General features: G+C 33.1%; 16 protein-coding genes. 8 read left to right on the top strand and 8 right to left on the bottom strand.

The features are described from left to right. Positions 1-10 precede the first annotated feature (10 nt). From Z053_RS27590 to Z053_RS0100065, 3 genes are all read left to right on the top strand, one after another. On the top strand, positions 11-1,285 hold the full coding sequence (locus Z053_RS27590; protein WP_035094505.1) for a DUF4374 domain-containing protein: 1,275 nt from the start codon (positions 11-13) through the stop codon (positions 1,283-1,285). 85 nt (positions 1,286-1,370) lie between these two features. Continuing rightward, positions 1,371-2,090, top strand: coding sequence for a DUF4198 domain-containing protein (locus tag Z053_RS0100070; protein ID WP_025662989.1), 720 nt, complete (start codon positions 1,371-1,373; stop codon positions 2,088-2,090). 18 nt (positions 2,091-2,108) lie between these two features. Beyond that, a complete protein-coding gene (locus Z053_RS0100065) occupies positions 2,109-2,762 on the top strand; it encodes a class I SAM-dependent methyltransferase (RefSeq protein ID WP_025662988.1) in 654 nt (217 codons plus the stop codon). Between the two features lie 115 nt (positions 2,763-2,877). Here Z053_RS0100065 and Z053_RS0100060 read toward each other — a convergent pair whose 3' ends face one another. Beyond that, positions 2,878-3,699, bottom strand: coding sequence for a dolichyl-phosphate beta-glucosyltransferase (locus Z053_RS0100060; RefSeq protein ID WP_025662987.1), 822 nt, complete (start codon positions 3,697-3,699; stop codon positions 2,878-2,880). Between the two features lie 332 nt (positions 3,700-4,031). Between Z053_RS0100060 and Z053_RS0100055 the strand changes: the two genes are divergently transcribed. The 3 genes from Z053_RS0100055 to Z053_RS0100045 are packed head-to-tail and all read left to right on the top strand — an operon-like array spanning position 4,032 to position 9,900. Continuing rightward, positions 4,032-7,121 carry a membrane protein gene (locus tag Z053_RS0100055; protein WP_025662986.1) on the top strand — a complete coding sequence of 1,030 codons (3,090 nt, stop codon included), beginning with the start codon at positions 4,032-4,034 and terminating at the stop codon, positions 7,119-7,121. Next, complete coding sequence (locus tag Z053_RS0100050; protein ID WP_025662985.1) at positions 7,121-8,356, top strand: hypothetical protein; 1,236 nt, start codon at positions 7,121-7,123, stop codon at positions 8,354-8,356. Before Z053_RS0100055 ends, Z053_RS0100050 begins: the two co-directional genes overlap by 1 nt. Then, a complete protein-coding gene (locus tag Z053_RS0100045) occupies positions 8,353-9,900 on the top strand; it encodes a cellulase family glycosylhydrolase (RefSeq protein ID WP_025662984.1) in 1,548 nt (515 codons plus the stop codon). Before Z053_RS0100050 ends, Z053_RS0100045 begins: the two co-directional genes overlap by 4 nt. Before the next feature lie 91 nt (positions 9,901-9,991). Here the strand turns inward: Z053_RS0100045 and Z053_RS0100040 are convergent, their stop codons facing one another. From Z053_RS0100040 to Z053_RS0100015, 6 genes are all read right to left on the bottom strand, one after another. Beyond that, the gene (locus Z053_RS0100040) at positions 9,992-11,209 is read right to left on the bottom strand and encodes a glycosyltransferase (protein ID WP_025662983.1); all 1,218 of its coding nucleotides are present in this window, start codon (positions 11,207-11,209) and stop codon (positions 9,992-9,994) included. A gap of 249 nt (positions 11,210-11,458) precedes the next feature. Beyond that, entirely contained in the window at positions 11,459-11,758 is a 300-nt protein-coding gene (locus Z053_RS0100035; protein WP_025662982.1) for a hypothetical protein, read from the bottom strand. Positions 11,759-11,784: 26 nt separating this feature from the next. Next, positions 11,785-12,081: an STAS domain-containing protein gene (locus Z053_RS0100030; protein WP_025662981.1), complete on the bottom strand. Its 297-nt coding sequence runs from the start codon at positions 12,079-12,081 to the stop codon at positions 11,785-11,787. 102 nt (positions 12,082-12,183) lie between these two features. Next, complete coding sequence (locus Z053_RS0100025; protein WP_370540748.1) at positions 12,184-13,446, bottom strand: oligosaccharide flippase family protein; 1,263 nt, start codon at positions 13,444-13,446, stop codon at positions 12,184-12,186. Positions 13,447-13,562: 116 nt separating this feature from the next. Next, positions 13,563-17,591, bottom strand: a complete 4,029-nt coding sequence (locus Z053_RS0100020) for a DUF6923 family protein (protein WP_025662979.1) — start codon at positions 17,589-17,591, stop codon at positions 13,563-13,565. Between the two features lie 95 nt (positions 17,592-17,686). After that, the gene (locus Z053_RS0100015) at positions 17,687-18,493 is read right to left on the bottom strand and encodes a glycosyltransferase (protein ID WP_035094503.1); all 807 of its coding nucleotides are present in this window, start codon (positions 18,491-18,493) and stop codon (positions 17,687-17,689) included. A 607-nt stretch (positions 18,494-19,100) separates the two neighbouring features. On the opposite strand from Z053_RS0100015, the gene Z053_RS0100010 reads away from it, so the two are divergent. Next, positions 19,101-21,140 carry a tetratricopeptide repeat protein gene (locus Z053_RS0100010; RefSeq protein ID WP_316930153.1) on the top strand — a complete coding sequence of 680 codons (2,040 nt, stop codon included), beginning with the start codon at positions 19,101-19,103 and terminating at the stop codon, positions 21,138-21,140. Between the two features lie 211 nt (positions 21,141-21,351). Beyond that, positions 21,352-21,507, top strand: coding sequence for a bacteriocin-like protein (locus tag Z053_RS31005; protein ID WP_152538227.1), 156 nt, complete (start codon positions 21,352-21,354; stop codon positions 21,505-21,507). A 144-nt stretch (positions 21,508-21,651) separates the two neighbouring features. On the opposite strand, the gene Z053_RS27585 is transcribed toward Z053_RS31005, so the two are convergent. Beyond that, positions 21,652-22,181, bottom strand: a 530-nt coding sequence (locus tag Z053_RS27585) for a hypothetical protein (RefSeq protein ID WP_035094499.1), incomplete at its 5' end; no start/stop codon positions are given.

The raw sequence follows: 22,181 nt of genomic DNA, 5'->3' as shown, positions 1-22,181 counted from the left end.
TCATATCATAATGAAAATAATAAATTGTATTAAATATTTGATGTTGCTAGCAGCAATATCAATACTAGCTACTTCTTGTAGTAGTGACGACGACGGAGGGCCTGTTATAGATCCAACCCCAACTTCTACTTCAAAATATGTAGTTGGTTTTCAGGCACTTCCTGTAGGGGACGCATCTCCGGTAGACTATATCTTAGAATTGCCATCATTGGCATCACTTACAACTGGTGAAATCTCTGTAGAAGGACAAGGAACACCACTAAAAGGTTGGAGGTTTTTTCATAACGTAAAAAATACAGTTTTTACTGCAGGATATTCTGATGATGACAAATGTATTGCCTATGGATTAGACAAAGACGGTAAATTAATAGAAAAAGGAAATTTTGCATTTCAATCAACTTTAGATAACTATTCAGCGATAGATGATAAAACACTATTGGCTGTAGAACTTACTTATAGTGGATTATCTGATAAGAGATTTCATATTATAAATGCAGAAACAGGTAAACTAGAAAAAATTGTTGAGCATCCTATTGATATTGATAAAGGAGATGGTACTGCAAAAAATCCAGGAACGATTCCTTGGGTAACAGGTATGGTTTTAAGAGACGGAAAACTGTTTGTTTCTTATCATAAATGGATGGCCGATGGTTCTTATGTGACACCAGATGTGAATAGAGCTTATGTTGCAGTTTTTAAATATCCCGAATTCGAATTAGAAAAAATAATTTATGATGATAGAACTAGTCCGATAGGAGTTAATGGGCATAGCACAGGGATCGAAAAAACAGAAAATGGAGATATTTATTCGTTTTCTACTTCAGCATTAAGTGCTGGTTTTACTTCTGCTACAAAACCTTCAGGTATTTTAAGAATAAAAAACGGAGCTACAGAATTTGATAAAAGTTATTTCTTTGATGTAGAATCTGCACCTAATGGAGGAAAATTATTCTGGATGGATTATGTGGGAGACGGTAAAGCAATCGCTAGAATAATTATAGACGATACTGTTGGGCCTTGGGGCGTATTTAAAGAAACAGGAGATTTTTTCAAGCTGGTTATTATTGATTTAGAAAATAAAACCGTTACCGATGTACAAGGAATGCCAACCCATGCAAACCGATATACATCACCGATGTATGTAGAAGATGGTAAAGCATACCTTAGTAGTTATGCAGGGACAGAAACACATGTGTATATTGTAGATCCTAAAACAGCTACAGCCACCAAAGGTGCTAAAGTACAAGGATTAGCACTTAAAGGAATTTTTAAAGTAACTAACTAATCTAATCTTTGTGAGAAGAAACACTCCTGAACAATTTGGTTTAGGAGTGTTTTACATTTTTAATCAAAGTATAAAGCAATAAGAAATGAGAAAAATAACAGGATTAGTAATTCTATTATTACTATGTACTACAAAAACTTTTGCACACTTCTTTTGGATAGAAACCAATCCTAATGGAATGATAAACCAAGAGCACGAAATACGTGTGTATTTTGGAGAATTTGCTAGCGGAGTAGCAGAAAAAACAGATGGTGAAGTATTTCAAAACGCACAACATTTTACACTTTGGGTTGTGGATCAACAAGGGAATAAGATAAAACTAGAGACCAAAGCAAAATCAGCTTATCATGTAGCTAATTTTACTCCAAAATCCGAAGGTACATATTCTATCGTTTTAGATAATAAGAAATATAAGGTTTTAGATTATACTCAATATGATTATGGTATTTTTAGACCACAATACCATTCGGTTGCTAAGGTAGAAGTAGGAAAAAATACGACACATAAAACGGTTGCCATAAATCCCGAAAGTATAGCGATAGTTGATCTTTCTACAACATCTAAACAGGCTAAACTTCAAATACTTTTTAAAGATAAACCTCTGGCAGAAGCAGAAGTTACAGTATTCATAAAAGAGGATTGGTCAAAAAAAGTAAAAACCGATAAGAACGGAATGATAACATTTGGTTTGCCTTTTGAAACCCGATATGTGATTGAAGCAACACACGAAGATAAACAACCAGGAACATATGATAGCGTAGCATATCAATTTACCTGGCATTGTGCAGTATATACTATCAATTAATTTATATTAGAAAAAGCTATGACCGAAAAAGAGTTGAAAGCAATAGCATCCCAATTAAGTTGCCCTAGTGGAGATTCTGGTCTGGAAATAGCAAAAAAAATGAATCAGTCTAATTTAGGGATGATCCTTAATACGATTGAGAGTTTAAAGCTCGAAAAAGAGAATCATGTTTTAGAATTAGGACATGGTAATGCTATTCATCTTACTGAAATTCTAAAGCAAGCAAACGACATATCGTATGTTGGTTTAGAAATATCAGAATCAATGAAATCTGAATCTGAGAAGCTCAACAAAAAGTTTGTGAAAAATAACCAATCTATATTTTCACTTTACGATGGGAATACGATTCCTTTTTTAGATCATTATTTTGATAAAATACTGTCGGTAAACACAATTTACTTTTGGGAAAAACCACTCTTTTTATTAGCAGAAATTTATAGAGTTTTAAAAAAAGATGGGGTGTGTTCTATAGCATTTGCTAGCATGGATTTCATGAAAACACTACCTTTTGTAGATTCAAGGTTTGAATTGTATGATGCTAATAAAGTCAAAACTTTGGCAAATAAAATACCATTCAGATCAATCGAAATTATTGATAAAATAGAAACTGTCGAAAGTAAATCGGGAGATATGGTGAATAGAGAATATACAATCGTAAAATTTACTAAGTAACTATATTAGCCGATGCAAAAAAAGAGAGAACATACTTGTATAAAGTATGTTCTCTTTATTGATAGATATATTTAGGGGCAATTTCGAGTCAAATTTTGTAAGGTATTCTTATACCTTAGGCAGCTAAAGCCGGAGTAGCCATTCCGTATACTTCTATTGTAGGTTCGGTAATTTCTTTAGAAAATGAAACCTGTAAAGATTGAAGTATATTATAGTTAAACCATATCGATAATAATCTGTAAGGAATTTCTAATGAATCTTTTAATCCTAATTTAGAATCTTCCATATGAACCCATCTTTTAAGAGGTTGTTCATAAATCTTATTCATAATTTCAGTTTTACCGAAGTGTTTTTTCATTTTTATAAACATTTCTACATCAAATAACCATCTGCTAAAGAAACTTTTGTTAAAAATCACAGGAACCAGGTCTGCTTTGAACACTTTGGCTCCACATTGTGTATCTTGAATAGATAATCCCAAAATGAATACAATAAGAATATTAATAAGTTTTGAAATCATTGCTCTAATACCATCTTTTTTGATATCATCTGAAGCGTTTTTAGCTCTCGATCCAAAAACAAAACTTAATCTTTTATTTGTTTTTAATGTTTTTAAAAGTCCGTCAAAATCTTCAAAATCTGTAGATAAATCAGCATCAATAAAACCAATAAATTCTATATCACCTCTACTGTGTAAGTATCTGGCACCTGCTCTTACTGCTGCAGCTTTTCCAGAATTTTTTTTGATATCAATAACACTTACTTTAAGAGGGTTGTGAGATTGAATCTTCTTTAATACTTCTACAGTGTTATCCTTACTTCCATCATTTACAAAACATAAGTGGAAATCGTTTTCCTTTTGTATAAAGTTTAAAAAAGCAGTTACATTTAATCTGTTTTCTTCGTTATAGCATGGTATGATAATTCCTGTTTTCATAATGGTAGTATTTTGAGGTTTATACTCCAAAAGTAGTCACGATTTGCGCTGTACGAGAAGGTATTTCGATGAGTAGAATATTGCTGTCGGTGAATGGTTTTTATCGAAAGACATACCATTCGTCTATAGCTATATTAGAATGCTGGGATTCTTGAAAACCAATGTTTTGAGGATTGTGAGATTACTTTGAAAAGGTTGTAGATTTCAATAGAAGTCTGATTTGTAGTCAATCAGAACCGTAAACTGCTAATTTTTAATTTGCATTCTTTTCAGACTTGTTCTAAACCGAAACCTTTATCGTATATTTAAATCGAAAACTATGGCGAGTCTTTATGGATAAAACCACAAATAAGTATTTGATAAGTGCATTACTCATCGGAGTGGTTTTTCATGGTACCACCATTTTTTTTACGCTAGAGTCTACATATGATGCATTAATTCATCTATTTTTTGGAAATCATTATGCCAATAATTGGTTCGAACCCTGGAACTATAGTTGGTATACGGGGTTTACAGTAATGGGATATCCACCATTAGTGCATCAAAGTATTGGATTGTTCTCTTATATTGGTGGGCTTAAATTTGGTTTGTTTACTGTAGCTATTATAGCTATCATTCTTTTTATTACAGGAATATATCGTTTTGCCTTAGTGCTTACCTCTAATAGAAAAGTTGCAGGATACACAGCTATACTTGCAGTGTTCTCTTCCGCTTTTATAGAAACACTACATATTTTTGGACAATTACCCAGTATTATAGGATTGTCTATCCTGTTGCATGCGTTACCCGAAATTTATCTATGGCTTAAAATCGGAAAATATAAATATTTATTAAATGCTTTGAGTCTAATAGCAGTTACAGTGACTTCTCATCATGTAACCCCAATTTTTGGAATGGTATTTTTCATTTTTCCGTTAATTGGTATGGTAATCATGGATGTTTCTAGAGAAAAGGTAGGTTCGTATAAAGAAATTAGGTTTTTACTGTTTTTACAAAGCTTTCTTTCACTTTTTAAAAGAATTGTAGGTTTTGGTTTTGGATCACTACTACTTATCATTGTTTGTATTCTTCCGTATTGGATTAATACTAAGAATAACCCAATTACTCAAGTCCCCATACCACATGGATCTAGAGATAATTTTCTCGAAGTCACTTCATCGGGATTAGTGTTCTTTTTGATACCGTGGGGCGTTTTGCTATTCTTATTACCCTATATATGGTATCGATTTTACAGTAAACGATATTTGTTTTTTGGATTATCGATAACGCTTTTAACGATATTAGGAACAGGGGGGACAACGCCAATCCCCAGAATGATGTTGGGAGACAATGCGTTTAATATTCTTACATTAGACAGGTTTACCCTATGGGCTTCTATTATGGCTTTACCCATGTTTGGCGAATTTGGTTATCGATTTATAGAAGGTGATTTAAAAGAAAAGATTCAAGAAAAATACGGAGGTGTCTATCATAGGATTTTGGGGGGGCTATTTACCGCAGTTCTTGTTTTTATGACACTTTTTACCATGAGTCTTGGGTATTTTAGACCTTCGCAGCCACAAAAAATCAAAATGTTACCCATCTTAAATTTTTTAAGCCAGGATCAACACGATCACTGGAGATACCTTCCTTTGGGGTTTGGAGATCAGATGGCGTGGCTTTCTGCTCAAACTAATGCAATGACGGTTGATGGCAATTATCACTCTGCAAGGAGATTACCCGAGCTAACGACCAGGGCAGTAGAACGACTAGAAAATTCAAAATTTAGAGGTGTAGAAGGCATTGGTTCTCTGCAACAATTTCTTACGGTTCCCGAGAAATATAATTTAAAATATGTGTTTTCTAACGATAAGTTTTATGACCCTATTTTGTATTTCTGTGGTTGGCAGAGGTTGCGGCAATTAGAAAATGGGATTATGGTTTGGGAAAAGTTAAATGTTCCTCCGCTATCCAGTATTTTACCCAAAGAGGATGTTCCTATGTTTCAAAAATTAATGTGGGGTTTGATTCCGATATGCACTGTATTACTAGCATTTATTATTAATGTACAGTTGATATGGATACACGCTTTAAAAGCTAAGCATAAGAGTTTTCCTGTATATTTTAAGTTTGGAGTACACTATAAGGAATTTCAAAAATCAGTTTTTAAAGCATCTTACCTATGGGGGTTCCTAATGTTAATTATTATAGGGTATGGTTCTTATTTGATATATATAAAAAATGTAAAACAAATAAGTCCCGTTAATGTAACAGAAGCATATTATGATGCATTAGATTTTAAAGAATTTAAAAGAGCATATTCTTATCTGGATCCAAAAAGTGATAAGACGGTCGATCAATATATGTTAGAGGTTGCCGTAACAGATGGTTTATTGAGTTCGTATGCCAAAATGGATGCAATTAATGTAAGTATTACTACTCAAACAGATAGTACTGCCAGAGTTAAAGCCATTACACATTGGATCACTCCATTAGAAATAATAGATAAAACATTCTATCATGAGTTGGTGAAATATCATAATAAGTGGTATGTAAAACCATTGCCATATGATTTAGATATTCCTCCTGATCAGTTGTTTGCAGAAAACATCACGGCTTTTTATAATCATGGAAGACGTAGAATTAGTTCAGAACAGACCTATCATGAAGATGTTCTTAAACAACCTGTATTAGAGGTACTATCAGCAAAAATTGTTGAATGTAGTGATCAATATAGCCTGATAGGCGAAATACAAAATGTTGATAATATACCAGCCGATGTTGTAATCACTGGTACATTGTATAATAGTAAAGATGAAAAGTTAGCTAGGTATAATGCCAAACACCAAATGAAACATAAATTAATGCCTAAGGAAATTACGAGTTTCCGTATTAATTTTGAAGGAATTGCCTGGATAAATAAAGAAGATCATAAACCAAAAACGTTTGACCCCGATCAGTTCACAGCAATGAAATTTGATGAAAAGCCTGCTAAATTTAATTTGCAATGTGCAGGAAATGTAACCACAGTAGATTTATATAAAGGCGTTGCCATAAATGAGCTTTCTATAAAAAATGATCATGTAGAAGGAGTCTTGTTTAACTCCGGGCTAGAAGAGGTTACCGTTCCTTTACTATTAGTTTCCTATTACAATAAAGATCATGAGCTAGTGTGGGTCGATCATCAATATTTACCAGAAGGTATTCGCCCACAACGCAAACAATATTTTGATTATCAGTTATTGGATTTATCAGGCGTACAAACTATTAGTAAAGATTTGAAGAACGTTTTTGTAAATGGGTTATTAAATACTTTAATTAGTAATAAAGTAGTTCCTAGCAGAAAAGTTGAACACCAATCGGTACAATTTATACCAATAGAAGGAAAAGGATTTAGTTATATTAAGTTTGAAATTAATACCTATATCGGAGCACCAAACTAATGAAGCTAAAAAAGAAACATATCATTCTATTGTTTTTGGGAGCATTAATTTGTGCTATAAGTATTGCTTTTACGACTGTTCTAAAAACACAAGATGGAATTTCTACAGTGTTAGTAACCAAAGAAAGAGTATTTGAAGCAGGAAATCCTATTGTGTTAGATTTTAAGCTTAATACATCTGTTCGAACTCAACTTTTTATACATTCCTCTTTTGGCAGCAATGTGATCGATCCCGATACACATGATACAGCTCGTTTTACCGTTCCAGAGTTTATGGCTAAGAAAAAAGGGTTAGTATCGTATACCTTACTTGGTGAGTCGGGGAGTTTATATGAAGGCGAAATACGTATTATATCTAATACCAAAACAAAAGTACATTTAGAATCCTATATAGGACCTCCTAGTATCATAGCGGGGGGAGAAGATTATACCATGCAAATTATCGTTCCTACAGATTCTTTTGATAATCCATTGCCGGATAGTACTGCAGTATTGATTAGGCATCAATTTTTAGATATAGAAAAAGAAAGGATATTACAGAGCAAAGATATGATCGGTTGGGCAAACATATTTTCTTATGATCAATCAGGGCGAATATTGTTGTTTTCGAAGGTTGGCGAAACAGTTTCTAAGGAATTTTCTGTTGAGGTATATCCTTCACTGCCACAAAATTTTGAGATTAGAAGTAATCGAAAACATGCATATGCAGATGGTAATCAAATTACCGAGATTATTACATCTATCATAAAGGATGAATATGGTAATATAGTAAGTGATGGTTCTCTTGTAAAATTTGTAATTAAAGATGAAAAAGGGCAGCTATTACATACACAGGGAAGTACAGTTAATGGTCAGGCAGTAGGTAAAATTTTGCATCCCGATCATAAAGATACGTGGCAGATTAAAGCCTATGTGCCGGGCATGGCAGAGAGCAATATACTAACCATAGCGTATACCCAGGTTTTGGATGATTTTGAAGTGAAATTTGACAACAATAATAGAGAGATTACTATTGGACCCCTGATAAGTTTTATGGAACAATTAATCCCCGACGGTACCATAGTAAAGATGGATATTTTTAAGGATAATCAAAAAATAGATACCAAAGTTAAAACTTCTTCACATGGGTTGGTTAGATTCCTGTTACAAGATGGGTTCTATGCTTCAGGAAATTACGATATGCAGATCAAAGCTTTAGGAATACAAAAAGAATTTAAGAATATAACACTAAAATGATGGGTTGGAATAGAAATATATATAGGTCATTCATCATTATTTCCTTTGTTGGAGTTATTATACTAATGCTTTTTGGTATCAGTCAGACATTATCCTATCTTACTACGGGAGCAGATCGAAGCTCGATGCTACATCTGGCTTTGCATAAAGAACAAGTGTATTTACCTAAATTAAAATGGAAAGATACTATCAATCCCGGGCGACCTATAGAAAAACAAACACTGCTAGAAATAGAACAAGATTACCTTAACGCATGGTATATACGTAATACAGCATATCAAACTAATACCCCAAAAGGAATAGACGATTATTATACCAAAAGTGCACGAAAACACATTTTTGCATCACTAATATCAAACAAAGAAAAAAATATTGCTATACATAGCACAACAACTACTCATAATGTAGCACTAGATTTTTATAGTGCAGATGGCCAATTAGCAGTTATAACAGATACTGGTGTAAAAGAATATCAAAGGGTTTATCATGATCATGAACTGTTATTAGAAACAAAATTACAATCTGACTATCAAGTATTGTTAATGCTAGAAGACGGTTTTTGGCGAATACGCCATATGGTAAAAGAAAAAAATCATTCACCAGATCCAGTAACACAAACCAATAGGTCGGTTAAAGTTATGGGAAACAAAATATTTGTTGAAGATGAAGAATACCAGATCAAAGGGATTAATTATTACCCACAGAAAACACCATGGGATATGTTTGGTGATGATTATGATATTAATGTGATTGCTACAGATTTCGATATTATTAAGAACGCAGGCTTAAATACGATACGAATTTTTATACCCTATGAAGTTTTTGGCAAAGCTAAAGTAGAAGCTGAAAAATTAGAAAAACTTAAACAAGTATTAGATAAAGCAGAAGCCAAAAACCTTAAAGTTATTGTTACACTATTTGACTTTTATGGAGATTACTCTGTATTGGATTGGACATTAACTCATCGTCATGCAGAACAAATTGTAAGTGTTTTTACAAATCATAATGCTATCCTTGCCTGGGATATAAAGAACGAACCTAATCTGGATTTTGATACCAGAGGAAAAGAAAATGTATTGGCCTGGCTAAAAGAAATGATCTACCAGATCAAACAATTTGACCCTAATCATTTGGTAACAATCGGGTGGTCTGATACAGCATCTGCTGACTTACTACAAAATGAAGTAGATATTATTTCTTTTCATTATTATCTGGATATCGATACCTTTTCTGAAGCGTATACTGCAATGAGAGCAAAAATTGAGAAACCTATGGTTTTACAAGAATTTGGATTATCCTCTAATAGAGGGTTTTGGAGCCCTTTCGGTCCCTCAGAAAAAGGGCAAGCTAATTATTATAAACAATTTCAAGAGATTATTAAGCAAGATAATATCCATTATCTCTCCTGGACCTTATATGATTTTGATGAGGTGCCTAGTACTGTGGTAGGCAAGCTGCCCTGGCGAAAACATAAGCAAAAACACTTTGGATTTATAGATCGTGATGGCAACAAGAAACCTGCTTTTGAGTACATAAATAAATAAAAAAACACTTGTATCTCGTACAAGTGTTTTTACAGTTATGACAAATCATTAAGTTTGGGGCAATCCTGCCAGTATATCGGCAGAAGTATTTTTATAAAGAAGCCCCTTTGTATGTCTTTTCAATTTTGCGTGCTTTACTTTTTTTGATAGCATTAAACTGCTCTAAATACATTGCTGTGATTTTACTCATTGGTAGGGCAGTTGCTGCCTTATAATTTGCTTGCCCCAAAGCAGTGCGATATGCAGGATCCAATACTATTTTTTCTATTGCATCAGCCAGACTGTCTACACTTTCTGGATTAAAGAACTCCCCCTGGTAGCCTTCGTCTTTTACTAATAAACTTAGATCTCCCAAATCTGGCATAACCACTGCTTTGCCGTAACTTCCTGCCTGATGTAATACTCCAGAACTTCCTGTTGTAGAGGTATAAGGAAATACGACCATTGCACTTTCTGCAAAGATTCGAGGTACATCTGCTTCTTCTACATAACCGGTAAAAGTGAGTTGAGGTACATCTGCATATTTTTCTTTCATCGATTGCAAATACCCAATAACATTAGGATTGTCTGTTCCGGCAATTACAATCTCTAAATCAATATTTGTTCTGGATCGTATTTTTTCTATCGCTTCAATCATAATTTCTACTTTCTTGTAGGTGCCAAATTTACCAAAAGTCATAATCTGCAGTGGGCCTTCGGGAAGCGTGTATTTTGGTTCTTCAGGTAACTCAAACGTCCCATGAGGAATCTGTACTACATTTTCGGTTTTATATTTTGCTTTTAAGATGTGAACATACTTGTCAATGGTAACAGCAACAATATCGGCAGATAAAATAAACCGGGTGAGTGTTGTTCCTATAACATTATAGATTTTTTGTAAAACTTTATTTTTTGTAAACCCAGAGCTTTCAAGATCTACTTGCTCCATAATATTATGTAATAGAACTATTGTGGGTATGTTGTTAAAGACACAACGTTTGGGTAATAATAAACCAAGCGCTGCAGCTATTTTTTTGTCACCAAATTTCATAAACTGAAGATTGAACAATACTGCATCTGGACGCGTTTGTTTAATAGCTTTCATAACAGAGAAGATATTACTATAACTATTAAATTTCCAACATTGTTTAACGACTACATTACATCCTTGTTCTTCAAAAACGGTATCGGCATCTTTGGGAGATACATCGGTTAATAAAACAAGCTCAGATACCTCGGCATGTTGTCTAAAATGTTTTACCAGGTGGTATGCATATTCATTTAAAGTCACCTTACTAGGCGGATACGCCGTTACAATTGCTAATTTCATCTGTTGAATTTTGTATTCTTTTTTAGAAACAGACAGAGACGAATTAAAATCGAGTAGAAATCTTGTTGGTTAACAGGTTTCAAGATTTTAGGACGAATGGGGTACGTCTTTACTTTTTTAATATAATAAACTACAATTTATAATAACCTGACAACAAAAACAACTGAAACATAAGAAGAATAACTATAATGTTGTCGATTAGAAAGAGTTTTGTGTGTGTTACAGATACAAAACTTATATAACTAGAGGTTAGTAATTTTCTCTAAAAATATGATCTGCTTTATTTTTTTTGAAAGCGTTTGCTATTACATTATTTTCTTTTCCTAAAACAAAAAGTATTTTACTTCTTCTATTGGCTTTTGCATAGATTTCTTTTAAAACTTTTATTGCTTTTTTGTCGATTTTTTTTACTTTTTTTAAAGACATGACTACTTCTTCATAATGATCTAATAAGTAGTTAAAATGATCTTTTACTAATTCTGTATTATCCAAAGTAAAGTTTCCTACGATTTCAAATGTTCCTGAGGTATTTATTATTTGTAGTTTCATGATATTTTATATTTGGGGGTTATGTTTTATACGAAATCACTTCTTAGTATGTAACTTACTTTACCAAAAGCATTACTTATTTTTTTGTTTTCTTTTCCAATGATGTAAAAAATCTTGTTACTTTCCATAGCACTTCTAAATAATTTGGTCAATACTCTAACACCTGAAGCATCAATTTTTTTAACCTTATCAATACACAATATCACTTTATCAGAATTGAATAATAACTTCTCAAAATGATGCTGTAGCGATTTGGTATTTTCTGCCACAATACTTCCTTTAATTTCAAAAATCCCTTGGTTTTTAGTAATTTGTAAAGCCATAACTTCTTGTTTTGTAGGTTGTTATTATTTCAAAGATGGATCATTTTTTTTGCATCTCTACGCTAAATCTGTTGAGTTGCAAGTATCCTTCGATGAATTGATTTAATTGTTCGTTGAGCCTTTTTTAGATATCTTCTGATAGCTTAAAAAAAAGAAGACCTGAAATATGAGAAGAATAGCCATTGCTATTATTTGCATAATAACAATATCAGATAATGTGTCGTGAAAGAATATGATAAGTACCACTTGCGAAACCCCAAGTAACGCCGATAATACAACTGGTATATATTGATCTAAGGATAAAAAATAATAGGCAAAAATGTTAGAAATAGCAAAAAGCGAAGTTGCGATTGCATATTTCCACAGTAGTGGCGCAACACTTAAATATTCTGAGCCAAACATGATATTGATCACGAATTCGGGAAATAGGTAACACCCCAGAACAATTGAAGCCGAAAGCAATGTGATATAGAACACATACTTAAACAAGATAGGAGCATGAGATTCTCCTTCTTTTTGTTTTTCTACCACTTTGGGTAATAGTAACATTACAAACATCCAGGCAACAAAATAAACGACTCTGCCAATCAATGCTAAGGATGCATATAGACCTGCCTCATAAGTTTCAAAATAATGTTTAACCATCAGGATGTCACTATTGTTGATTATGATTTGAGTAAGCTCATAGAAAGCTGTTAGTAAGAAAAACTTAATGATATATTTAGATTCTGCAGATGGTAGTTTATGTTTTTTTGTGATCTCTATATCTTGAGAACGAAAGGGTAGCAACCCAAACAAAAAAGAAATTGCAATACCCAAAGCAACTAAAATAGAAGATTGTAAACCTAAGGTGTAAATTAAAATAAGAGTAATAACCAATCTGCTTAGCATCTCTCCCTGGTAGGTAATTGCAAGGCTGTCAAACTTTTTACTGCCCTGAAACACTCCTCTGTTAACACTCATTATAAAATAAATAGGGACACCAATCCCAAAAATGGTAAACATAGCAGAAGATTGAGTATTAAAAAGTAACTGAAGTTGTTTGGAAAAAATAACTAAGAGTGCACCAAAGACAACCCCGATACTACTTGAATATTTATAAATAATATTAATAAAACTTTTAAATATTGAATCCTCAAAAAGAACAGAGAATTTGGCGGTAGATAGCTGAAATGTCATCGCTATAAACGATAAAACCAAAAGAAAAGTAATTAATAATGCTGCATCTGCAAATTGTTCGGGACCTAAGATTCTTCCTAATATCAGGTTATATAGATAGTTTCCTCCATTAACAATGATAACGCTGATCATAAATTTTTGTTCAGCACTCAATTTTTTTAAAGCAGTATTAAGAATCATATTCATAAAGTTAGTTTTTAATTTTCCAACCTTTACATTTTATTCTAAAAAAAATCTCTTTTTTATAAAGCCACTATACCACCTGTTTTTTTAGGTAGTATAGTGGTTTTTATTAACTATTGCTATTGTATTAAAAAACTTCCCTCGTATCTTTTCTTAAAGTCATCTCCTCTAATAATATACTTATACACTCCTTGCTGTAAATTCTTGGCAGTAAACGTAAAAGTATCCGATGGGGCTGCTACACTTCCTAACTCTTCTTTTTGTACAACTCTACCCAGCATATCGATTACAGAAATTGTAATTTTTTGATTTACTGTAGGCATTTTGATCGTTGTTTGTGTCCTGAATGGGTTAGGAGAATTATGTATAACAGTATTATTATCTGTGGTTAGCGCAATGTCCTCGATATCATCATTATTAATAATTGTAGCATCACTATCTTCCTCATCGGTAGTGTCATCGGTATTTTCTTTCTCCTTGGTAAAAGCAAGTTTAGCAACTTCTAGATTAAAAAGAACAAAGCTTTGGTAATCACCCTGAATAGAAAATACCACACTTCTTAACTCATCGATAGAAACACTTTGTTTTGCTTTACTCGAAAACTCTGAAAAAGGAATGGTATATGTTTCTTTTGTATCACTTGCTTTTATGGTATATCTAAGTCTGTCATTCCAGTTTACAAGATCTTTGGTTACTAAAATTACTTCTACATCTCTATCTGTATATAATTCAAACTCAACTGCATCATACTCAGAAACATTTAGGGTTAGATCACCACCAAGAATATTTCTAAACAAGTTCACGGTTTCTTTAAGGTTACCACTTACTTTGGCATCTCGTTCTACTTGATAATGCCCTTCTTGCGTGTCACTGTTTTTATTTTTTATGATTTCAAAATTAAATACAGTAGCTCCCTGCTCAAGAAAATCGATACCCCATGGACCATCTGCCAGGTATAATACATCTGCTGTATTGGGATTATCTCCCGTAATTGCAAATCCAATATCAAATAAGTATCCGGTTTCTACAGTAATAGTTTCTTGATATTTACCAGATAAGGATATCGTTTTGGTAATTAGTTCTTCTTTAGAAAGTTCGGTAATTCTTTTGTTTCCTCTGAAATTGAACTGACTTACTTCTGATTTATTTACAATATCCAGAACAAGTTTACCATCTCTATAAAATCCTTTTTGTACAAATACAGATGGGATATTATTGGGGATAAAAGTTTTACCTAATGATTTTTGTTCGATCAATTTATCGATAATCGTATTTGCGATAGTTGCTACCTGTGGGATAGAACCACCCCAAATCTGGAAGTTAAGGTAGTCGCCTTCTGGATATTGATCGATATTCCATAAGCTATATAATTCATTTTGAAACTCATCTATTCTTACAGAAAAATGTAAGGCTTGTTCAACTTCTCCGGTAACTCTTCTGATTTTGGTATTTACCAAAGTATGATTTCGAATCGTTAATGTTCTTATATCTTCTAATACAGAACCATTAAGTCTGTCACAGATCGTTTTAGAATGATCATAAACAGATCCTTTGGTTGCCATAGCCAGGGCAGCTCCAACTCTCTTATTTTGATTGTAGTAGTCTATCGAAAATACCGCTGTAGCATTGGTTATACCAATTAGATCGTCTGGGCTAGAAACAAAAGATGTTTCTGTTCCTGTAGCACCGGTTGTTGGGAAATAAATACTTAAATCTTGGTTATTACCAGACTTGTATGATTTTTGACCTGGAGCGAAACGTTTCTGTAATTTCTTTTGATTGTATACGTTGTTCGTTTTTGATCTTAAAAAATTTCTTTTGGCAATTAAACTAGCCAGGTCACCATTACTTTCTAATCCACCGTCGTTTCCAGAAGTTACAACACCTTCTTCTGTTAATTCTGGGATGTTTGTAGTTTTTAAGGAGGAGTATTGATCAGCTTTGATATGAAAAAGAACATCATTAAAATCGTGATCTGCTCCCGGATAATCTCTTCTAATATCTTCAAAACCAAGTACGATACTCTCATTTGCCGTATCAGCAAGCAAGATATTATGTGGTCGTAGGGCTTCATCACATTCTGGATTGTAATCAGGATTAGAATAGATTTGCCATAACCCAGAGTCTACGGTGCTACCATTCCAACCGTTTACAAGTAATACCCAGCCAATACCAGTATCTGCTGCAAAACTTCCTATGTTTACAGTGTTACCAGCATTTAATTCACCATTACTACCTGTTTTAGAAGCATTAGGAAATACAATAGTTATATCTTCTGGGCTAGGAGCCGCAGCAGAAGGACTATTGATATCATAGGTATAAAAACCTAGTGTATTTTTATAATTTGTGTTTTCACCAATAAAAGTTACAGAAACATTCGTTGTACTTTCAATAATAACATTGGTGTCATATCCCGAGTAGATATAATTCGGGTTAAGATTTGGTACAGAGTTTCCTTCTGGTAATGCGTTATCGATTCGTGTGAGATAATCAGAAGCGAGTGTTTCGTTTGTTCCCAGATAGTCTGGCGTTCCGTTACTATTGTATGTTCCTGGATATTGGTATCGCTGACCGATACTTAGTACAGGAAAACTGCTTGGAGTTTGGTTTCCGTTATCAGAATCAAATACAGTTTCTTTTAAATCAAAATTATCATCTAAGCCATCCTGATCAAAATCATTTCCTGCGGCAACTGTATCAGCAGTACCATCACTGTTAGTATCATACCCATCTACAGTATCCAAAGTTCCATCATTATTAGAATCGGTATCCATAAAGTCTGGATTATCAGTACCATCAGTATTTACATATCCTTGGGGAGTACCACCATGATCTGGATCAAAAGCATCGTCCATACCATCTCTATCCTGATCAGAACCAGAAAGGGTTACGAAACTTGCGCTGTTTTGCCCTTCGATAAGATCAATAATACCGTCTTGATCTGCATCAATATCGTATGGATCATAAATTAAGTCACCATCGGTATCGGTAGGGTAGAAGGCAACTCCGGTTTGATCAACGTCTACTATGTCTGCAATTCCATCAAGATCAGAATCCACAAAATTATCATCTTCAGAATTAAAAAAACCATCTCCATTGGTGTCATAACTTCCTAGTCCGGCTTCAACGATATCAAATATCCCATCGTTATCACTATCAAGATCCAATGCATTAGGAACTCCGTCACGATCAGTATCAAAAGCCAAAGACACTCCACTATTACAGGTGTTACCAAAATCCGGATCCAGGTAATTAAAAATTCCATCAGAGTCATCGTCTCCATATGGGTCTATTCCACCACCTTCTACAACATCAGGGATTCCGTCACCATCGGTATCTTTATCAAAAGGATCTAATACTTCATCTTTATCAGCGTCTATAGGAGATACTCCAACTGCACATTTAAAGCCATCATTAGAATTTGTTACTTCTGTATTGTTTAATAATGTAGCATAAGGAGTAGCAGACTCATAGTCATTTACTAAATACAATCCACCTTTATTACTAGATACATATAATCGGTTACTGGTGTCGGTATAACACGCACCAAATGTATGACTAGGTAAATCTGTAACAGACTTATAGCTAAAAGCAGGTGTAGCTGTTGTAAGATCCCATTTATACACATTTCCTTTGCTACCGCCATATAGATTACCATCTATAAATACGATATCTGCACAAGTACTTGGTGAAGCCTGATCAGATACTACAATCTCAAATGTAGGAGATGAAGAACCATCATAGCTTTGAAGATTGGTAATCTTATGAAAAGATTGTTTGTCGAGTGCGTTTTGAAAAACCCATAGATTTCCTTCGCTATCTACATCGGCAGCATAACCACCACCAAAAGAAACACCTCCGTTTTGGGCCACAGCGCCTAGATCTACTACCATGTCTGTTCCGATACGTAATAAATGCTTATCGCTATTTCTAATTGCATATAAAAAGTTATCTACAGGGTTATATCCTCCCGCATTGTACGCTGTATGCGTATGAAGAGGGTCTGAGTATGTTCCTGTTATCGGGTCGTATGATCGTAATGCTCCAGAAATTACCTGATAAAATTTTCCCTCGTTACAATCAAAAGATTGTTGGGCATACGTAATATTCGCTAGGAGAATTATCAAAAGGATAATGATCTTTTTCATAGTATATACTGGTCGTATGTATTAAAACTAATACAGACGTTTTTTTGATAGTTAAAATAGATTTTGAATTAAATTTTGCTAAAGAAGAAAAGTAGTTATCTTACCATATAGTAGTTTGTTTTAAGGTTGAAAATATCTGAGGCACTTTTGCTATTTGTTTTAATTTTGAAGTAGCTAAACCAAATCATTAATAGATTGATCGGGATAAGAAAAGAATCTTTTAATGTTATTTTAGAGCCTTCTACTTCAATCCAACTATCTAGTGGTTCTTCACTAATACAGTTTAACAGATCTTTTAACCCTACATGTTTTTTTAATCGAAGAAAGATTTCGATATCAAATAGCCATCTGCTTATAAATCGTTGGCTATATACATTTTCGATGATACTTTTCTTAAATACTTTTGCACCACACTGTGTATCTTTAATAGGAAGCTGAAGAATAAATCGGATAAAGAATCCAACAAAGTTTGATAAGAGCTTTCTAATTATATTTCTTTCAATATTGTTTGCTTCGGCTGCTTTTCTAGAACCAAAAACCATGGTTAGTTTTGGATCACTATTTAGTTTCTTTACTAAGTTGTCCATTTCTTCTAATGATGTAGAAAGGTCGGCATCAAGAAAAGCAATATTTTCTATAATGTCTATATCTGCCAGGTAGTTTGCTCCGGTTTGTACTGCGGTAGCCTTACCTTGGTTATGTTCGAGATCAAGTACTGCTATCCTTTGTGGATCAAACTCTTTGAGCTCGCACAACATTTTTAAAGTGTCATCAGAACTGCCGTCATTTACAAAACATAAGTGGTAGTTAGAATTTTTGCTTAAGAAATCGCAAAACTTTTTTTGATCCAGTCTATTATATTCATTATAGCATGGGATAATAATTCCGGTAATTTTCGTCATTTTTTTTAGATTTTGGGACATACTTCCGGGGTAGTAGAAGTATTGGTTTTTTAATACTGGTCTTTATTATTTTTTTAGACCTTAATCTTTTAAAACATGTTAAACATTCTTCTGGGGATTTTTGAAGACTATTTTACATTTTGACGAATTTACTGTAATCTCGAATTGATGCTAAGCGCTAGTTATCAACTCGTTGTAAAAGTAATACTGGTTTTTGAAATTTGGTTATGGTAAAACCACAAAATATTTACGCAAATGCCAAAAACAGTGTATTTCGTCGATTAATCGACATTTTTTACTGAAATTTTAACATTTTTTGATTTAAAAAAGAAGGTAAAATACTACAAATGTTAAAGAAAAAAATGATTTTTCGATTATTTTAATGTTAAAAAAAGGGGGTTTTTCCCCTGTTTTACTCCTTAATTATTTAAAATTATGTTAACGTCGATACATTTTTTGTTAAATGAATCCAGGGTAGAGATATTATTTTTATAAAACTTATTAAGTTTTTGACTGCTGTTTTTTTAGTTATTCTTACTTTAACGATGTTAATCAACTATTACACAAAATAATGCACCTAAAGTCATTTTTTATTAGCCTTATATTTTTGTTTTCATTTTCACTTCTATTTGCACAAGATATGCAAGAAGGGTTTACGTATTTAGAAACCGGTAAATATGATAAGGCAAAATCTTTTTTTGATAAAATTCTAAAACAATATCCCGATAACAAAACAGCACGTTTGTGTTACGGAAGAGCAGTGGGGTTACTAGGAGATTCGCAACAGGCGGTATCTATTTTTACAGGGCTAAAAAAAGAATATCCAGATGATTTCGAAATTAAACTAAATTATGCCGAATCACTACTCTGGAATAGCGAGTTTGCCAAAGCTGAAACGTTTTATGAAAAATTGATTAAAGAAGATAGTAAAAGCTTTCCTGCAGTATTGGGGTACGCAAATACACTTTCTAATCTCAAAAAATATGAAAATGCATTAAAGATGGTTAACAATGCATTACAATTACAAGAAGGAAATCCCAATGCTCTGTTATCGCGCAAATATATTCGTCTTGGGTATGCCAATACCATTGCACAAGACAAAAAATATGATGAGGCCATTGCATTATTAGATCAAAACCTAATTGATTTTCCTAATGATAAGGATACCCAGTTAAACAAAGCAAACCTGTATCTCATGACTAATGACTTAGATCATGCAGAAAAAGCATATACTGCTTTGGCAGTTAATCCTAAGGATAGTATTATATCGCTAAATGGCCTGGCTCTTGTAGCGCATAAAAGACATAAAGAGAAAAAAGCATTAACTATAGCTGGTATGGCGATGCATAAAGTAAAAAAGTTTAAAGAAGATAAAGAACTCTACTTATCTACACGAGAACGATATATACAAGCGCTATTATGGAACAGGAAATTTGCCGTAGCAAAAGAAGATATAGCCCGATTACAGCAGTTATATCCAGATCACCCAAGAGTACTGGCTTTACAGGCTACTCATGGGATGTATACCAGTAATTTTAAAACCAGTCTTCAAAAATACGATACGATATTAGAAAAAGATAAGGGATCTTTTGATGGTAATTTAGGAATAGCAAATGCATATAGAGCTGTGGGGGAGGATATGAAGTCCTATACATATGCCTTTAAAACATTAGAATACTACCCAAAGCAACAAGATGCAGAAAAATTGATAAAGACGTTAAAGAAATCACATACCCCATTTATCGAAGAGAAAACAGCGTTCACTTTTGATAACGGAGATAATGAAGCTGTAAATATTACAGTAAAGACCGAGATTCCTCTGTCTGCCAAATTCAAATCAGAGATTCAATACGATTATAGAACTACAAAAAATACAGTAACCAAAAATGAAGCCACTTCTCATGATTTTTGGCTGGGGGGAGTATATAAATTTAATGGAAAAGTTTCTCTACAATCCAAAATAGGAATCACTAATGCCGATGGATTTACAACCGAATATACAGAATTAGTTGCCGAGGCGATAGTAAAGACAAAACCTTTTAAACTTCAAAACTTAGATGTTGGATATAAAAGAGAGTTGCAAAATTTTAATGCAGATTTATTAAACCGGGAGATTGTAATGAACAATTACTTTTTGAATTATAACCTGGGGACCAATTTTAATTTGGGGTGGTATACCCAGTATATCTATACTTCTCAAACCGATGATAATAGCAGAAATCTACTTTTTACCTCTTTATACTATACGGTACTGCAACGACCTGTTTTAAAAGTAGGTATTAATTATCAATACCTTTCTTTTAAGAATCAAGTGCCTGTAATTTATTTTAGTCCTGCACGATTTAATTTAGGAGAGCTATTTGCAGAAGTGGTAAGTGACCCACAAAAAAAGTGGTTTTATAATGCAAGTGCAGCTTTGGGTCGACAATTTGTAGAAGACGACCCGGGTTCATCTACTTTTAGAGCAGAAGGAAAATTTGGATATCGGTTTTCAGAACGATTTAAAGCAGGTATATATGGCAAGTATAGTAATATTGCTTCGGCTACAGCAGCAGGTTTTGAATATAAAGAATTTGGTTTTAGGCTAAAATGGTACTTCTTACGTAAACCGATCTTTGATAAAAAGATTATGGAGTTAAAAAAATAGCACGGATCTGTACCTTAAATCTGCTGTCAAAGCTACGCAACTTCGCAAGAATTATAATTGATATCTATAGAAGCGCTCGCTAAAAAGTCCGAATTTTTTGAAATTCAAACATTTCGGACATTCAAAAAACATTTTGTTATTAGGTTTATACTATGCTTAGAAATGCAGGTTAAGCGTTCTATAAAAATGTGTAAACAAAAACAAATTGATTATGAACAATCTTAAAAATTTCAAGAAGTTAGATAGAAAAGAATTATCCAAAATCAATGGGGGAGGTGATGACAGACAACCAGAACCCGTTCCGTTTTTTTTATGCCCGCAATGTTATGTGCTAAATATAATGTATGCAGCAATGGCTATCCATTAATGGTAAAGAATAAGTATACTATATTCTTTAGATAAAAACAGTCACATTATTAAGTGACTGTTTTTTGTTATGGTATGTTTCACGGATTGCAAATCCGCGCCATCAGGGGCGGGGCACTAGTTTGACCTATTACTGACACTACCTTCAATCTACTCTTATTAAATACCAATCATTATTATATATTTTAATAACATCGGTTAGTTCAAAATTTAATTCATCATTTTTTAAGTCTTCATCTTTTATGCCGTGCGATTTTTCAAATAACAACGATTTGTATGAGGAGAAATAATTTTCATAATCGAAAACAGCGTTATTTTCTCCTAGTTTCATTTTCATTCCTAAAAATGGATTGTTAAAATCCTTTACTTGTTTCCCTTTATTGATTTCGATAACTGTATAATTGCAAATGTTTTGAATTTGATTACCTAATACTATTTGAAATAAAACTATTCCTAAGCCAATATAAGTAATTCTTTTTCTAATCTTAAAAGCAAAAAATGTTAGTGCGAATATTGCTATAATTGATAAATAGAAAGAGTTATTAACAAAAAAATCGTTTAATGATTCATTAAAATTTAATGGAAAATACCTAAGAAATGGTAGAATTATAATTATTACAACTATTTTTTTCATAATTAATTTGTCTTTTTTGGCCCCCGCTCCCGCTAGCGTCT

It is taken from the genome of Aquimarina megaterium XH134 (genome assembly GCF_000520975.1).
GTDB lineage: Bacteria > Bacteroidota > Bacteroidia > Flavobacteriales > Flavobacteriaceae > Aquimarina > Aquimarina megaterium.
The sequence above is the reverse complement of the archived record's forward strand: the minus strand, read 5'-3'. Positions and strand labels throughout refer to the sequence as shown.

Bases quoted from the DNA above. Each gene is read 5' to 3' on its own strand.
- Z053_RS27590 (WP_035094505.1), top strand. From the start codon at position 11: ATGAAAATAATAAATTGTATTAAATATTTGATGTTGCTAGCAGCAATA.
- Z053_RS0100070 (WP_025662989.1), top strand. From the start codon at position 1,371: ATGAGAAAAATAACAGGATTAGTAATTCTATTATTACTATGTACTACA.
- Z053_RS0100065 (WP_025662988.1), top strand. From the start codon at position 2,109: ATGACCGAAAAAGAGTTGAAAGCAATAGCATCCCAATTAAGTTGCCCT.
- Z053_RS0100060 (WP_025662987.1), bottom strand. From the start codon at position 3,699: ATGAAAACAGGAATTATCATACCATGCTATAACGAAGAAAACAGATTA.
- Z053_RS0100055 (WP_025662986.1), top strand. From the start codon at position 4,032: ATGGATAAAACCACAAATAAGTATTTGATAAGTGCATTACTCATCGGA.
- Z053_RS0100050 (WP_025662985.1), top strand. From the start codon at position 7,121: ATGAAGCTAAAAAAGAAACATATCATTCTATTGTTTTTGGGAGCATTA.
- Z053_RS0100045 (WP_025662984.1), top strand. From the start codon at position 8,353: ATGATGGGTTGGAATAGAAATATATATAGGTCATTCATCATTATTTCC.
- Z053_RS0100040 (WP_025662983.1), bottom strand. From the start codon at position 11,209: ATGAAATTAGCAATTGTAACGGCGTATCCGCCTAGTAAGGTGACTTTA.
- Z053_RS0100035 (WP_025662982.1), bottom strand. From the start codon at position 11,758: ATGAAACTACAAATAATAAATACCTCAGGAACATTTGAAATCGTAGGA.
- Z053_RS0100030 (WP_025662981.1), bottom strand. From the start codon at position 12,081: ATGGCTTTACAAATTACTAAAAACCAAGGGATTTTTGAAATTAAAGGA.
- Z053_RS0100025 (WP_370540748.1), bottom strand. From the start codon at position 13,446: ATGAATATGATTCTTAATACTGCTTTAAAAAAATTGAGTGCTGAACAA.
- Z053_RS0100020 (WP_025662979.1), bottom strand. From the start codon at position 17,591: ATGAAAAAGATCATTATCCTTTTGATAATTCTCCTAGCGAATATTACG.
- Z053_RS0100015 (WP_035094503.1), bottom strand. From the start codon at position 18,493: ATGACGAAAATTACCGGAATTATTATCCCATGCTATAATGAATATAAT.
- Z053_RS31005 (WP_152538227.1), top strand. From the start codon at position 21,352: ATGAACAATCTTAAAAATTTCAAGAAGTTAGATAGAAAAGAATTATCC.